This is a genomic window from Brachybacterium sp. NPDC056505, from assembly GCF_042794925.1.
In the GTDB taxonomy this organism is placed as follows: domain Bacteria; phylum Actinomycetota; class Actinomycetes; order Actinomycetales; family Dermabacteraceae; genus Brachybacterium; species Brachybacterium kimchii.
The window spans coordinates 1-13,648 of record NZ_JBHTSV010000035.1; the positions used below are offsets into that span (position 1 = coordinate 1).

14 protein-coding genes are annotated in these 13,648 nt (G+C 69.5%); 2 read left to right on the forward strand and 12 right to left on the reverse strand.

Annotated features, from left to right (window positions below; translation table 11 throughout):
- Window positions 1-283: 283 nt before the first annotated feature.
- Window positions 284-514, forward strand: a complete 231-nt coding sequence (locus ACFQ53_RS14350; RefSeq protein ID WP_377860811.1) for a hypothetical protein — start codon at window positions 284-286, stop codon at window positions 512-514.
- A gap of 73 nt (window positions 515-587) precedes the next feature.
- Here ACFQ53_RS14350 and ACFQ53_RS14355 read toward each other — a convergent pair whose 3' ends face one another.
- Window positions 588-956 carry a hypothetical protein gene (locus ACFQ53_RS14355; RefSeq protein ID WP_377860813.1) on the reverse strand — a complete coding sequence of 123 codons (369 nt, stop codon included), beginning with the start codon at window positions 954-956 and terminating at the stop codon, window positions 588-590.
- A gap of 169 nt (window positions 957-1,125) precedes the next feature.
- Between ACFQ53_RS14355 and ACFQ53_RS14360 the strand changes: the two genes are divergently transcribed.
- Window positions 1,126-1,515: a hypothetical protein gene (locus ACFQ53_RS14360; RefSeq protein ID WP_377860815.1), complete on the forward strand. Its 390-nt coding sequence runs from the start codon at window positions 1,126-1,128 to the stop codon at window positions 1,513-1,515.
- Between the two features lie 780 nt (window positions 1,516-2,295).
- On the opposite strand, the gene ACFQ53_RS14365 is transcribed toward ACFQ53_RS14360, so the two are convergent.
- The 11 genes from ACFQ53_RS14365 to ACFQ53_RS14415 all read right to left on the reverse strand — a co-directional run bounded on the left by ACFQ53_RS14365 (window position 2,296) and on the right by ACFQ53_RS14415 (window position 13,534).
- The gene (locus tag ACFQ53_RS14365) at window positions 2,296-2,592 is read right to left on the reverse strand and encodes a hypothetical protein (protein ID WP_377860817.1); all 297 of its coding nucleotides are present in this window, start codon (window positions 2,590-2,592) and stop codon (window positions 2,296-2,298) included.
- A 36-nt stretch (window positions 2,593-2,628) separates the two neighbouring features.
- Window positions 2,629-4,359, reverse strand: a complete 1,731-nt coding sequence (locus tag ACFQ53_RS14370) for a peptidoglycan-binding protein (RefSeq protein WP_377860819.1) — start codon at window positions 4,357-4,359, stop codon at window positions 2,629-2,631.
- An 81-nt stretch (window positions 4,360-4,440) separates the two neighbouring features.
- A complete protein-coding gene (locus ACFQ53_RS14375; protein ID WP_377860821.1) occupies window positions 4,441-4,644 on the reverse strand; it encodes a hypothetical protein in 204 nt (67 codons plus the stop codon).
- 1 nt (window position 4,645) lies between these two features.
- A complete protein-coding gene (locus ACFQ53_RS14380) occupies window positions 4,646-4,792 on the reverse strand; it encodes a hypothetical protein (protein ID WP_377860823.1) in 147 nt (48 codons plus the stop codon).
- Complete coding sequence (locus tag ACFQ53_RS14385; protein WP_377860825.1) at window positions 4,779-6,194, reverse strand: hypothetical protein; 1,416 nt, start codon at window positions 6,192-6,194, stop codon at window positions 4,779-4,781. The genes ACFQ53_RS14380 and ACFQ53_RS14385 overlap by 14 nt, the downstream gene beginning before the upstream one ends.
- A complete protein-coding gene (locus ACFQ53_RS14390) occupies window positions 6,188-7,294 on the reverse strand; it encodes a hypothetical protein (protein ID WP_377860827.1) in 1,107 nt (368 codons plus the stop codon). The genes ACFQ53_RS14385 and ACFQ53_RS14390 overlap by 7 nt, the downstream gene beginning before the upstream one ends.
- A 65-nt stretch (window positions 7,295-7,359) precedes the next feature.
- Window positions 7,360-8,265, reverse strand: coding sequence for a hypothetical protein (locus ACFQ53_RS14395; protein ID WP_377860829.1), 906 nt, complete (start codon window positions 8,263-8,265; stop codon window positions 7,360-7,362).
- Window positions 8,266-8,277: 12 nt separating this feature from the next.
- The gene (locus ACFQ53_RS14400; protein WP_377860831.1) at window positions 8,278-9,084 is read right to left on the reverse strand and encodes a hypothetical protein; all 807 of its coding nucleotides are present in this window, start codon (window positions 9,082-9,084) and stop codon (window positions 8,278-8,280) included.
- Window positions 9,081-12,800 (reverse strand): hypothetical protein, encoded by a 3,720-nt coding sequence (locus tag ACFQ53_RS14405; protein WP_377860833.1) that lies wholly within the window; start codon window positions 12,798-12,800, stop codon window positions 9,081-9,083. The genes ACFQ53_RS14400 and ACFQ53_RS14405 overlap by 4 nt, the downstream gene beginning before the upstream one ends.
- A 36-nt stretch (window positions 12,801-12,836) precedes the next feature.
- Window positions 12,837-12,995, reverse strand: a complete 159-nt coding sequence (locus ACFQ53_RS14410; protein WP_377860835.1) for a hypothetical protein — start codon at window positions 12,993-12,995, stop codon at window positions 12,837-12,839.
- A gap of 44 nt (window positions 12,996-13,039) precedes the next feature.
- Window positions 13,040-13,534 (reverse strand): hypothetical protein, encoded by a 495-nt coding sequence (locus ACFQ53_RS14415; RefSeq protein WP_377860837.1) that lies wholly within the window; start codon window positions 13,532-13,534, stop codon window positions 13,040-13,042.
- Between the last annotated feature and the right edge of the window lie 114 nt (window positions 13,535-13,648).

Sequence of the window (13,648 nt, forward strand, 5' to 3'; positions counted from 1 at the left end):
GTTTTCAAGACCACCACATTCGGCCGCTCTGTCATCCCTCCAGTGGGTTCCGGTGCTGGTCACGGGCATTTCCGTACCGTCGCCGGGTCCCGGCCGCCCCGAGTTGATCACGAGATGAACACATAACCCCTCTGGGTCGGCCCCGCACGAGGGTACCGCGAGCCCGGCCGGAGACGGCCACCCGTCGGCCCGATGCGCGAAATAGTTACACAACAAGGTTGCGTACCCAACCGGGGGTGTGTATGGTGTTCTTCATCAGCCCCACCACCCCGAGGAGTACACCATGATCGACAACAACAACGCCGCTGAGGAACTCCTCGCAGACCTGGAGGAGTGCCAGGCCGAGACGGACGAGGCCCTCTCCGCCTACCTCGCGGCCCGCCAGGACCGTGACGAGCAGATCCGCGCCGCCATCACCCAGGGCATCACCATGTACGCCATCGCGAAGCGGACCGGGCTGTCCGAGCAGGCCGTGGCGAAGATCCGCGACCGCGCCCGGACGATCGACGCTTGACCCCGGACGCACGAAAGCGCCCCCACCGCCGCCCCACGAGGGGGAGACGATGGGGGCGCATTCATGTGCGGGGTCACTCCGCGAGGTGCGTGTGCTCCTGGCTGTTCTCGCCGGTACTGCCGGACGAGGCTGTCCCGTCGGGGACGGCCTTCCCGATGATCGCGTACGCGGCGCGCGAGGCGACCGCGACCGCCGCCACGATCACGACGCCCGTGGACACCACGTCCGCGAGGCCGCCGGGGATACCCGCGACGACACCCGAGACGATCGCGGCCACGAGGCCGAGGACGACCGCGATGCCGACCGCGACGAGCTGCGTGGTCCCGGAGGACCAGTGCGCGCGCTTCGCGATCTGGGTGAGGACGGACGCGACGACGCCGAGGAGGACGACGACCGCGCCAATGGGGGACATGTCCGCGAGGGACGCGAGCGCTTCGCTCATGGGGTGTTCTCCTTGAATCTCAGTTGGTCAACTTGGCAACAATGGTCAGGGAGAACGGATAGGATGGGGAGCGCAAGATGCCCCGGCGAGTGCTGGCACACTCCCGGGGCGCGGTCCAACCGACAGGCGGTTCAACATGCCCGACCCTACCGACTACCCGTTCTCAGGGATGCCCTTCACCTCCGGCGTCGCCCGAGCGCTCATCCCCGAGGTGATCCCCTACGGGGTCCACTCGCGGCAGGCCATGATCGACGCGATCCGGCAGCACCACATCGCACACGGCGGCGTGGACCGGAACGACCTCACGTCGTGCGTCAAGACGGCCCTGTCCACCCTCCGTGACGAGGGCGTCATGGAACGCGTGGAGGCAAAGGGGTACTGGCGGCACGTGGCCCCAGATCACGCGTCCGGAACCGAGGAGTCCTCCTCCCCGTCCGTGTCGTCCGTAGACGTTGCCCTGCATGGGCCGGACACCCTCTCGCTGTCCTTGTCGGTGTACGTGACGATCCAGTCGCCGGAGGGGTCGCAGACAATCGAACTGATCCCGCGCCCCGCCTGACCCTGCTCGCCGCGCTCACCCTGCGGCCCCGGGACGGTCGAATCCTTCCCGGGGTCGCCCTTCTCGCCCCGGTCACCCTTCGGCCCCTGGGGTCCCTGCGGCCCGGTCACGGAATCGCCCTTGTCACCCTTCGGCCCGGTGATGGACTTCCCGTCGGCACCCGCCGCTCCGGTGTCGCCCTTCGGGCCAGCCACCGTGGAGTCGGCACCGTCGTCGCCCTTCGGGCCGGGGACTGTGGAGTCCTCGCCCTGCGGCCCGATCGGTCCCGTCGCCCCGACGGAGCCCGCGGCCCCGTTGACGCCCGGGTCACCCTTCGGCCCCGGCACGCCCTGGATGGACTCCCCGTCGGCTCCGTCGGTCCCGTCGCGGCCCGGTCGCCCGTCGGACCCGTCGGCACCCGGGATGCCCTGTGGCCCCTGCGCGCCCGGCGCTCCCTGCTCTCCCTGGACGGGCTCCGACGGCTGCGAGGTCGCATCCTCCGAGGCGTCCGCGCACACCCGCTTCCCGCGAGCCGTGGACTGGTCCACTTCCCCGGACCGGCAGAGCTCGGACACGGACCGGGCCGTGTCCTTCTTCTCCTGCGTCGCGTCCGCCGCGACCGTGCGCGAGGTCGCGGCCTCCTGCCGGAGCTGGGACGCCTGCCAGAACGACAGGCCCGACACGATCAGGGCCACGAGGGCAGCCCCGATCGCGAGCGCCCGGACGATCGCCGCACGCCGATCGGACCGGTGATCCTCCTCCGCGGCCGACCGGAGGTCCGGGTCACGGATCGAATGAGGGTCAGACATAGCGGGCCTCCCGCCATCCGGGGACCGGCTCGATGCCGTTGTCCTTGAGCTGCCAGTAGTAGGAGTGCCGCTCGGTGTTCGCGGCGCGGAGCTCCTCCTCCAGGAGCGCGATTTTCGCGTCCCGCTCCTGGAGGTCCTTGTCCTTCTCGGCCAGCCGCTCGTCGGCCGCCTTGAGGGCGTCGTCCCGGCGTGCGCGCTTGGCCTTGTCGATCCGGTTCATGACCCACACCACTCCCCCGGCGAGCGTGGACAGGAACACGCCGAGCGGGCCGAGGGAGTCCCAGTCCATGCCACGCTCCTCACCTCCTGCCGGCGCACGGCGCGATCACTTGACGGGGTACAGGAACGCGGCGAACCACGTCATGGGGCCGACCTTCCCGTCCTGGGTGAGGCCGGCGACCTTCTGGAGGTTCTTCACGGCCGCCTCGGTGCCGGGGCCGTAGCGGCCGTCCACGTCGATGGAGTAGCCGCGGGCAGCCAGTCGCTTCTGGAACGTCGCCAGGCCCTGTGCCTTGGACTTCGTGCCCGAGCCGGACACCTCCCCCGGGTTGAGGCTGTTCTCCGACTTGCCGGAGACGGACTCGACAGGGCCGGACGCGTCGCCGTAGTAGCAGAGGTGGTCCGGGGTGCGGAGGAGGGGGAAATCGGGCATGTCCGCGAGTGCTGCCATGAGGGCGGTTCCTTCCGGGAACTCGGCGTCTCCGCCGGTGGTGGGGGTGGTGGGTGTCGCGGACGGCTCGGCGCCTCCCGCGAGCTCCAGGAGCCGGGCGACGGGGAACGCGCCCGGGTCCCAGTGCTCGTTGTGGGGCACGTGGGTGTGGCCGAGGACGCCCCGGTACTCCTCCCATTCGTGATCCGTGAGGCGCTGCGGCGCGCCCTCGTACGCGGCGTTCGTGGTGGGCCATGAGAGGAGGCCGGTCTCCAGGGGGATGCCGTGGGCGGCGTGGACCCAGGCGACGACGGCGGCGAGGGCCTCCAGGTCGTCGTCGTCGGCGTCCTCCGTGAAGAACAGTCCGTGCTTCTCCGCGTAGTCCGCATCGCAGGAGCCCACGAACTCGATCTGCACGACCCCGGCGTTGTTCGTCTCCACGGTCCCGGAGGGGTGCGCGAGGGCCTTGGACGCTTCGGTGGTGGGGATGTGCTGCCGGATGTGGTCCGAGTCCGCCGGCCCCGGTTTCACGGTGAAGTGGGGGGCCATGGAGCCGCCGGAGTAGTCGGTGAAGCCGGAGCCCTCCGTGGTGTGCAGGACGAGCTTCCCCACGGTCGCCCTGTGCGGGTTCCCGTCCCACGTCTGCGAGGTGTCGGCGCCGGGCATCCATCCCGGGGTCGCGGACGCATCCGCGGCCGGCGTGGAGGATCCGACCTTCACGGGCTCCGCCGGCTTGGCCGCCTCCGGGGCGGCCTCACCTTTTCCCGAGAGGATCGCCGCCTGGGTGTCGGGGCCGGGGATCCCGTCCGCGGTGAGCCCGTGGGCCTTCTGCCACGCCTTCACCTTCGCGCACGTCCCGGTCCCGAACTTCCCGTCCGGGGTGACGCCCAGGGCCTTCTGGAGCTTCTCCATCGGCACGGTGCCCTCGGCCTTGAACCGGTCCAGGCTGGGCTGGTAGACGAAGTGCCAGCCCTCTCCGAGCTTCCGCCCCTCGTCCCACGTCCAGCCGTAGGCGCGGCCGTTCTTCTGGACCCACGCCTGGATCTTCGACGGGTACAGGTCGATCGCGGAGCCCGTGCCGTGGTTCGAGTGCCCCGGGGACGCGGCGGCCGGGAAGCCGGAGCGCTTCGCCCACGTGGATCCGTCCCAGGAGCGATCCGTGGACAGCGACCGGGCGCGGGACACGCGCCGGTAGTAGCGCTCGAGGATGGTCACCTGCTCCGACAGCGACCGGTAGGCGTCATACAGCTGGAAGTTCTGGCCGGTGTGCGCGACGGCGCGGATCAGCATCCGGCCGAGGGACGCGGCCGCGCCGTCCTCCAGGTACTCCTGCCGGCCCGCGTTGGACCACGAGGTGGGGAGGGCGGTGAGCGCGGACGTGGGCAGCTGCCCGTTCGCGTATGCCATGGGGTCTCCATTCCGCCCGCACGCGGGCATGAGTAGAGCCCCCACCGGATGGTGAGGGCTCGGGTGTGGGGTGAGGCGGGGTCAGTCGTCGGTGGGAGCGTCTGGGCCGGTGTCGTCGTCCGGCGCAAGAGGCGTCCCCTCCACGCCGGCAGCGCCGATGATCTCGCGGAGCTCCTGGATCGTCTGGTTCGCGACCTCCAGCTGGGCCTCCGCGAGGATCTTCCCGGCCGAGAGGCGGGCGATCTCCGCGTTGTAGCGGCCGATCACGGCGTTCGTCAGGTCCATGTCAGTAGTCCTCAGTGGTGGAGGGGCCGAACGGGTTGCCAGTCGGCTCCTCCGTCGGCTCGTCGGTCGGTGTTGGTGGCAGGTCGAGGAGGTCAAGGGGGCCCTTGGGGTTCTCCTCCGGGTCGGTGGGAGTATCAGATGAGGTCATAGGAGAATCCGTCCATCGCGATCCAGCTGGTGTTCTTCGAGACGCCGAACGTGAACGTTCCGCCGGAGCTCTGCTCCAGTCGGCAGCACCCGGCGTTGACGAAGCCGGCGACGTTGCCCAGGCCGGAGGTGGTCTCCGCGGGGCGCAGGGCAGGGGGCATGTCGAACGGGCTGTAGGACTCCGACGTGAGGAAGTTCCCGCCGTCCGCGCGGCCGTAGCGGCCCCGCATCAGGACCTTGTTCCCCACCACGGCATAGGCCGGTCGGCGGCCGTGGGGCCACGACCAGCCCGAGGCGATCGGGAGGTTGTTCCAGGTCGGCTCCCACAGATCATTGATGAGGAACGACGTGGACCCGTCCACGTACCAGAGGCCGCTGTCCTCCAGGCGGAGCTGGTAGCCGGTGGAGCCCTTGCGCTTCTCCAGGATCGCGGCGTCCTTGTCCACCTGGATGATGGCGGACCCGGCGGTGTTCTCCTGGGATATCTGGACGACGCTGGCACTGGCGAGGAGCTGCCCCTCTCCGGTGGTGCCGGTGAAGTTCATGGACGCCTGGTCGGAGAACACTCCGGCCTTGGCTGAGGACGATTCCTTGGACCAGTTGAGCTGGGCGCCGTTGAAGTCCAAGGCCGCGTACGAGGACGCGCCGGACGAGCTGCGGCCGCCGTTGATCTTGAGGCCGTAGCCGTTCGGTCCGATCGCCGGCTTGACGCTCACACCGGACGTGTCCACGGGGGTGATGCGTACGCCCGGGTACTTCGTGCCGTCGGCGTCCACGTAGCCGTCATCGGCCAGTTCCACCTGGCCCTGGAGGCCGTCGGTCGTCTTGATCAGGCCGCCCTCTACGACGGTGCCGTAGAGGTGCTCACCGGAGATGTTGGCCGCCAGGACGTCGCCGGTCACGTTGATGTTGGCGAAGTCCACGGTCCCCGTGAACACGCCGTCCGTGCCGATCAGCTTGTCCCGCACGTTGATTTGGTCCACCACGGTCTCTCCGAGGAGCGTGGCATGGTTCAGGATCGCCTCGTCCGTGACCACCAGGAACTTGGTCTCGGTTGTCATCGCCTGGACGATGGCCTCTGCGAGGTCAGCGGACGGGTCGTCCAGCCGCGCCTTGGTCGCGTCCGCGGTCTCCTGCGCATCGGTGATCCGCTCGGCGGCATCCGCGATGGTGCCCTCCGCGTCCGACAGGCGCCCGCGGGCGTCCGCCAGATCTGCGTCCACGTCGCGGATGGAGACGCCAGCGGTGCCGTCTGGGCGAGTCCAGGTGACGTCCCCGGCGGTGCCGAGGTCCTTCACGCCGGCCGTCGGGGTGTCCTTCGCGCGCGCGGCCGCGGAGAGCTTCCCCATGAGGTCGGCCATGGCGGTCGCCTGGTCCGGGTTCAGGTTGAGGCGCTTCACCATTCGTATGCCTCCGTGAGGTGATCCTCCTGGCACTCCACGTCCACCATGTCCGTGGCCAGGTCGTACTTGCAGGAGATGAGGCGGAGCCAGTGGTCCCCGTCCGCCACGGACATGAGGCCGCCCGTGGTGACCTTCGCGAGCTCCCCGCACCACCAGGAGCCGATGGGCTGCCGGAGGGGGTCCGCGCGGACCGTGAGGGTGATCTGGTCCAGTGACCGGTCCGAGAGGGCACCCTGGGCCTTCGACGCGAGGAGCGCCGTCCCCGTGTCGTCCTCCGCGTCGGTGTCGGAGAGGACCGACTCCACGAGGGGGACCCACTGCGGGATGGTCGCCGCGTCCGCCTGCGCGAGGGTGATCCCGGCGCCCTCCCCCGCGCCGGTCGCGTACACGCGGTGCGCGACCTGCGTGGCATCCGAGGTGACAGAGATGGCCGCCACGTCGGTCCGCGCCGACGTCGCGTCCCACTGGATGCTCCGGGTCTGCGGGAGGGTCTGCTGGGCGTCCGTGCCGACGATCAGCCGCCATTGGAACCTCGTGTGCTCCTCGTCCGCCCACTCCGGGCGGAACTGGAGGTCCGGGCCACCGATGACCTCGGTCAGCTCCGTGAGGCGCTTCCATGCCCCGTTGTTCGCGACGTTGTAGCCCTCGTAGGTGCGCTCGTGGTCGCCCTTCTCCGTGCGCGAGGGGAGGACGATGGGGAGGTGCCCGGAGCGCTTGACCTCCGTGGCCCGGTAGACGACCTCCGCGGCGATCGCCCGGAACGTGCGCCCGGTGATCGTGACGTTCGTGGCACGCATGTCCGCTGCATCGGCCGCGTCGTAGTCCTTCGTGAGGACCACGCGGCCCTCCAGGAGCCAGGACACGCCCTTGGCCTGGAGGGTGAGGGTGTCGTTCTCCAGGTCCTCCTCCGGGTGCGCCGACGTGATGGGGCACGCCGAGACGATCCGCTCCTCCAGGGACGCATCCGTGTACGTGACGAGGACGGTGCCGGAGAGGTACTGCCACCAGGACTCATCCACGCCCGCGAGGTCGGCGCGGGCGAACGTGACCGTCAGCTCGTCGTGCCCGTTCAGGGTGTGGGTGAGGGTCCCGGTGGACACCGTGAGGGGGGTCCCCCGGGCGCCGGACATGGTGTGCCCGAGGTAGGCGCGCCACTCCCCGCCGCTCACTCGATCGCCCCCACGTCCATCACGGACAGGGACGTGGCCGGCCAGTTCTCCGTGCCCTGGTAGCGGATCACCGGGTAGTCCTCGTCAGGGTGCGACGTGCCGACGAGGCCGCGGGTCCGGTACAGCTTGATCGTGTGGGTGCCCGCGAGGAGGTTGAACGTCGCCCGGTTCTGCTTGACCTCGGCGTAGTCCTCCACGCCGAGGACGATCGTTCGGGCCAGCTCGGAGTCGATCACGAACTCCCACGTGAACGTGGCGCGCTTGCCCACGTCCTCCCCGGTGTTCGCGTTCCGGCTCATCTCGTAGCAGACCTGGAGGCCCATATCCACGCGCCGATCGGACTCCAGGGTGAACGTGAGCGTCCCCATGAGCTTCCGGGCGTCGGTCTGCTTCGCCTTGTCCGCCGCCGACTGCTTCCAGTACGCGACCAGGCCCATGGACGCCCCGAACAGGGGCGCATACGTCCGGTTCCCCAGGGTGGACGCTGCCGCGGTCGTCGCGGTCACGTTCGCCGGGACCCGGTACACGTCCAGGAGTGCCGTCCCCTCGGGCTGGGAGCCCGCCTGGACCTGCACGGCCCCCTCGTCGGTCACGTACACGTAATCGTCACGGGTGCCCGAGGTGGGCGCGTCCGGGGTCGCCACGGTCGTCGCCGCGAACGGGACAGCGATGGTCTGCGCCTCCCCGCCCGGGAAGATCGCCACGCCGTCCTCCACGGCGTACTCCATGCTGGAGGTGCCCGTGACGACGGCGCCGCGCACCAGCGCGGGACCCTGCGTCCGGTACAGCGACCAGATCCACCGCTGCATGTCCTCCGGAGTCGAGCCCTCGAAGATGGGCATGGTCTCCGGTGTGGGCTCCTCCCCCACCTGGATCGGGGGCTTGCCGATGCCGTGAGTCATGAGGCTGTCTCCTTAGACGTAGGGATCCCGCTGGTGGGTCTCCAAGTAGCCCGTGCCGCCCTGGAGGGCAGACAGGCGGGGGGTGTAGGTCTGGCCGGGCTCCAGCGGCATCCACTGCCGCGTCCGGGCCTGGTTCGTAAGGTTCGAGGAGCCGACCCAGACGGTGCCGGTCTGCTCGATCCGCACGGGCTGCCGGGCATCCGTGGGCCACGGCCAGAGGATCGTCCGGCCGGCCGCGGTGATCTGCACGCCGCCCGGGAAGTCCCCGCGGACATACATGGTCGGATAGGACGTCTGCGTGCCCTGATTCGTGACCGGCTGGTCCGCGTCCACTGCCGTCCCGTACGTGAGGACCCCAGCGGCCCCAAACAGGGGGAACGCGAGGCCGACACCGATGCCGCCCGGGAAGGAGTAGGACACCCGATCCGGGCCATACAGGAACGGATCCACCGCGTACAGGGACAGCTCCCAAGACGCATAGAACACGGACAAGGGCCTGAACGTCACCTGGTCAATGAGCTGCACCTCGGAGGACAGCTCAAACCCGCCGTTCTCGATCACGGCAGTGGACGACCCGCCGTCGCGGAACAGACCTGCCAGGATGTTCCTGGCCTGCATCTGCTCCGCGGCGGAGGTCGTCTCCACGCGGCCCGTGACCTTGACCGTGCGGCCCTGCGCGCGGCCCTTCCCGCCGAGGGCGCCGTGGCGGAGCCGCTCCACGGAGGGCACCTGGAATCCGGGCGAGTCCAGGAGGCCCTCCGTGTCGAGCACCTTCCAGGCGCCCCCGTTGAGGGGCATCCCGCCGATGGTCGCCTTCATCCTCGGACCGCCTCTCGCATGGATCGGATCATCCTGTTCTGCACGCGCTGCGCGGCGACCTCCGCGGCCTCACCGCCCACCTCGTGGAAGTGGTTGGTCACCGAGACGGCGCCGGACTGCGCCACGTGGTCCCGGGTGTCGCGGGCGTTCTTCACCTGCTCGCCGCCACGGAAGCGGACGAGCTCCGGGCCCTGCTCCCCGACCATGTGCCAGCCCGGGGTCGCGTTGAGCGTCCCGGACGCGTAGCCACGCCCGGCGAGGTCCCCGAGGACTCCGCCGCGCTTGTAGGCCACGTGGACGTGGTTGTGGTGGATCCGGGCGAGGGTGCCGCTGTTCGCGTACTGCCGGCCGCCACGGTGGACGTTCCGGGCACCCGCCGGGGTGTAGAGCAGCTCGGTCGGCTTGGAGTTGGCCAGGATGTAGTTGAAGAACCGCATTTCCTGCGGGGTCTCCCAGCCGTTCGAGTAGTCCCGGGCACGGTTCTGCGCGTGCATGGACAGTGACCCGGAGGACGTCCTGGCGCCCGGCCGGTAGCCGGAGGTCATCGTCAGCCCGAACCGCTTGGCCACGGACGACGCCCAGCCGAGGGACCCGCCCTTGCCGGTCCCCGCCGGGACCCCGCCGGGGGTCTCGTCGTTCTTGCCCTTGAGGAAGTTCCCGATGTTGGACGCAACCTTGTTGATCGCGGCTTTCCCGAGGTCGGTCATGAGCCCGGCCGCGGGAGTGCCGCCCAGGAGGTCCTTCGCGAACGTCTTGAACACGCCCAGCGGGTCGGACACCACGTCCTTCACCCAGGAGGCCTTGTCCTTGAGCCAGTTCGCGCCCTTGGACGCCTTGTCCTTGATCCACGAGAGGACGCCGCCGCCCGCGTACGCGTGACGGCCCGCGCTCGCTGCCCCGTACACGCCTCCGGTGGAGAACGCGTCCGAGAACGACTGCCCGTTGATCGCGGCAGCGTTGAGGCGTGCCACGCCCCTCGGGCCACCGACTGCGCGGGTGAACTCGGGGCGCATGATCGCCTCGCCGCCGGACAGGTCCAGGCGGCCCAGGCTCGGGGAGTAGAACGAATGGACGTCGCGGCCCGGCGTGTACCCGGGGAGGACACCACCGGATGCGAACCCGGCGGACACCTCGGACAGCTTCCCGACGCCGAACTTCCCGGCGATCTTGTTGAAGTTCTTGACGATGCCCTTGTTGATGACGGTATCGACCACGAACTTGATAGGGGCCTTCGCCTTGGCCTTCACGCCGTCCCAGGCCTTGCCGACCGCGGACTTCATGGTCTTGAAGGCGCTGGAGATCTTGTCGGCGGCCGTCTTGAGACCGCCAACCACGGTGTTCTTGAACCATCCGTAGACGGGCTGGATCACGTTGTGGCGGACGGCCTTCCAGATGCTGGACAGCTTGTCCTTCATGGCCTGGAACTTGGAGCGCACCGTCCCGAGGGCCGTGGTGAACCCGGCGACCACGGTGTTCTTGAACCACGAGTAGACCGGGGAAATGATCGTGTTCCGGACGGCCTTCCAGACAGCGGAAAGCTTCGACTTGAGGAACTCGAACCCGGCCTTAACGTTGTCCACCGCGGTCTTGAAGCCCGCCACCACCGTGTTCTTGAACCACGAGTAGACGGGCGCGATCACGTTGTTCTTGATGGCGCCCCAGACCTCTTGGAGCTTCCGGTGGAAGATGACGAATCGGCCCTTGATGTAGCCGATAACCCGCTCGAACAGGGGGGCCACCGTGTCCCGGAACCAGGCCACCACTGGAGCGATGATCTTGTCCCGGATCGCGGCCCACGTCTCCAGCAGCTTCCGCCGGAGGAGGATGAAGCGGCCCTGGACGTACCCGATGACCGTTCGCAGGAGAGGCCACGCCGTGTTCTGGAACCAGGAGACGACCGCGCCGATGGCGGACTTGATCGCATTCCAGACTGGCAGGATCACGGACCGGTAGAGCCAGGTGAACACGGGCGCCAGGACGTTCCGGAACACGGCAACCCACATCTGGATGTAGGTCATGACGACCGCGACGACGACCGCGATGGCGACCTTGATGCCGGTCCACACGGGCTGGATCACGTTGGTGTAGAGCCACTGCGCGGCGGTGGCGATGGCCTGCCAGGCGGCCGCGAGCGCAGGGACCAGAGTCCCGGTCACCCAGCCCGCCACGGCACCGACCGCGGCGCGGATGCCGGCCCAGACTGGGACGAACACGGACTGCCACAGCCAGATCGCGGCGGCCGAGATACCGTCCCAAGCGGCCTGGAGGATCGGGACGAGGGTCCCGGTGAACCAGTCCGCGACCGCGGCGGCGGCGGCCTTGATGCCGCCCCACACGGACGCCCAGATCTTCCGGCCCGTCTCCGTCTTGGTGAAGAACAGGACCAGGCCACCGACCAGGGCGGCGATGGCCGCGACGACGATGCCAATGGGGTTCGCGGACAGGGCCGCGTTCCACAGCCACTGCGCGGCAGCCGCAACCTTCGGCCATGCGGCCGCCACGGCCATCACGGCGTTGTAGACCGCCACGCCACCGTTCACGAGCGCCACGGCCCCCGCGAGGGCACCGAGGCCCACGACGAGCGGGCCGATGAGCGGAGCAATCGCGCCCAGGCCGTCCAGGAGCGGGGTGATCCACTCGACCGCCGGAGCGGCCATGTCCATGAGGGTCGTCTGGATCTTCCGACCGAACTTCGCGAGCTTCGCGCCGGCGGTGTCGCTCATCGTCTTAGCGGCCTTGTCGGTCGCCCCGGCCGTCTCCCCCAGGGAGTCCTGGGCACCGGAGAGCGCGCCGAGGAACCCGGGCAGCTGGTCCTTGCCAATGTCCTCAATCTGCGTGCCGAACAGGCCGGAGGCCAGGGACGCCTGCTTGGCGGGGTCCTTCACGTCCAGGAGGGAGTCCGCGATCGTCTGGGTGGCCTTCTTCGCCTTGTCCCCACCGGCCAGGAGGTCGTTCGCGACCTGCTCCCCGTCGAGGCCTAGCGCCTTGAGGGCGTCCTGGGCACCCTTGTCGCCCAGGTCCGTCGCGCGGATCCCGAACTCCTTGATCGCGTCGCCGGCCTTGTCGATCGAGATTTCACCGCCGGCAGCGGCCTCGGACAGGATCGACATTGCGTCCTTGCCGTCCATGCCGACCATGGCGAAGTGCTTGGAGTATTCGTCCACCGCGTCCATGAGGGGCTCGACCATCTGCGGGCCGGCCTTCTGCGATGCGGCGGTGAGGAGGTCGAACGCCTCCTGCGGGTCCTTCGCCAGCCCGTTCTTGACGAGGATCCCGGCGGTCTTGGCGGAGTCCCCGACGTCGGTGCCCATGACCTTGGAGAACTGGAGGGCGGACCGGGACGCGGCCTCGATATCGGACTGTGAGGCGTTGCGGAGGTCCGAGAACGCGCCCATCACGGAGCCGGTCGCGTTGGACACGTCCTCCATGGACTCGCCCAGGCCCTCGCTGTAGAGCTTCCCGGCGACCTTGCCGGACACGGCCGCCTGGTCCTCGGTGAGGCCGAGCTGGGCGGCAGTCTGCGCGTTCGCGGACTGGAGGTCCATGCTCGACTTGAAGCCGGCGGCGAGAGCGGCCCCGGAGAGGCCCCCGGCGATCGCTCCCGCCTTCTTCCAGTCCTTGGACTTGAGCTGTCCAAGCGCGTCCTTCACGTTGTCCGAGAACCCGGCAATGTCCAGGCCCAGGTACCCGTTCAGCTCACCGATCGACAGCGCCATACGGCCGCCCTCCGTCCTCGGGCGGCAGCCCGTTCGCTATGTCCCCGAGGTGCCTCGGGTGTTGTCTCCGTAGATGGCCCGGTGGAGCCGGGTGGTGGTCTCGGTGAGGAGCTGGACTATGCGGACGGACAGCCAGCGCCAGGTGCGCTCATGGATGATCGGTCCGCCGAGGTCGGCCCCGTAGACCTGGTGCATGTCCGCCTCGATCAGCGGCCAGTGCTCCAGGAGGCGTGCCCAGGTCAGCCCGCGGCCTTGCGCGCGCTGTCGCTCGGCTTCCGACGGGTACTCGTACCACTCCCAGAGGCCGGTCGCTTCGTCGTACTCGCCCCGCCCGTAGGGGTCTTGGGCGCCCGACGCTGCGCCCGGTTGGGCTCCGGTGCTTTTCCCCCTGCGGCCCAGTAATCGGCGGCCATGTCCTCGCCGTGGACGTTCCAGAGGATCGCGGTGATGGCGGCCAGGCGGAGCCGCGGGTAGGAGATGCCGTCGGCCAGCATCTCGTCGTAGGCGTCGCCCAGGACGTCGGGGTAGAGCTCCATCTCCTCGGCGTCGGAGATGAGCTCCTGCACGTCCTCATCCGAGGCGCGGTTGTTCTGGGCGTCCTCGGTGACCTCCAGGATGCGCTGGAGCTTGAGGCCGAGCTGGGCGGACACCGCGGGGATGCGGTAGTCCTTGCCGTTGATGGGGAGGACGAGCGCGTCGTCCAGGAACTGGTCGAGGTCCTTGAATGCGGACATGGGGTGCGGTCCCTTCGTGGTGCTGCGGGTGGTGGGGTGCCGCGCGGCCCCCGGGGGGGGGGCCCGCGGCCGGGGGGGGGGAAGGGCCCCCCCCGGGGCCCCCGGCGGGGGCCC

Coding starts and splice junctions, on each gene's coding strand:
- ACFQ53_RS14350 (WP_377860811.1), top strand. CDS start 284: ATGATCGACAACAACAACGCCGCTGAGGAACTCCTCGCAGACCTGGAG.
- ACFQ53_RS14355 (WP_377860813.1), bottom strand. CDS start 956: ATGAGCGAAGCGCTCGCGTCCCTCGCGGACATGTCCCCCATTGGCGCG.
- ACFQ53_RS14360 (WP_377860815.1), top strand. CDS start 1,126: ATGCCCTTCACCTCCGGCGTCGCCCGAGCGCTCATCCCCGAGGTGATC.
- ACFQ53_RS14365 (WP_377860817.1), bottom strand. CDS start 2,592: ATGGACTGGGACTCCCTCGGCCCGCTCGGCGTGTTCCTGTCCACGCTC.
- ACFQ53_RS14370 (WP_377860819.1), bottom strand. CDS start 4,359: ATGGCATACGCGAACGGGCAGCTGCCCACGTCCGCGCTCACCGCCCTC.
- ACFQ53_RS14375 (WP_377860821.1), bottom strand. CDS start 4,644: ATGGACCTGACGAACGCCGTGATCGGCCGCTACAACGCGGAGATCGCC.
- ACFQ53_RS14380 (WP_377860823.1), bottom strand. CDS start 4,792: ATGACCTCATCTGATACTCCCACCGACCCGGAGGAGAACCCCAAGGGC.
- ACFQ53_RS14385 (WP_377860825.1), bottom strand. CDS start 6,194: ATGGTGAAGCGCCTCAACCTGAACCCGGACCAGGCGACCGCCATGGCC.
- ACFQ53_RS14395 (WP_377860829.1), bottom strand. CDS start 8,265: ATGACTCACGGCATCGGCAAGCCCCCGATCCAGGTGGGGGAGGAGCCC.
- ACFQ53_RS14400 (WP_377860831.1), bottom strand. CDS start 9,084: ATGAAGGCGACCATCGGCGGGATGCCCCTCAACGGGGGCGCCTGGAAG.
- ACFQ53_RS14405 (WP_377860833.1), bottom strand. CDS start 12,800: ATGGCGCTGTCGATCGGTGAGCTGAACGGGTACCTGGGCCTGGACATT.
- ACFQ53_RS14410 (WP_377860835.1), bottom strand. CDS start 12,995: ATGCACCAGGTCTACGGGGCCGACCTCGGCGGACCGATCATCCATGAG.
- ACFQ53_RS14415 (WP_377860837.1), bottom strand. CDS start 13,534: ATGTCCGCATTCAAGGACCTCGACCAGTTCCTGGACGACGCGCTCGTC.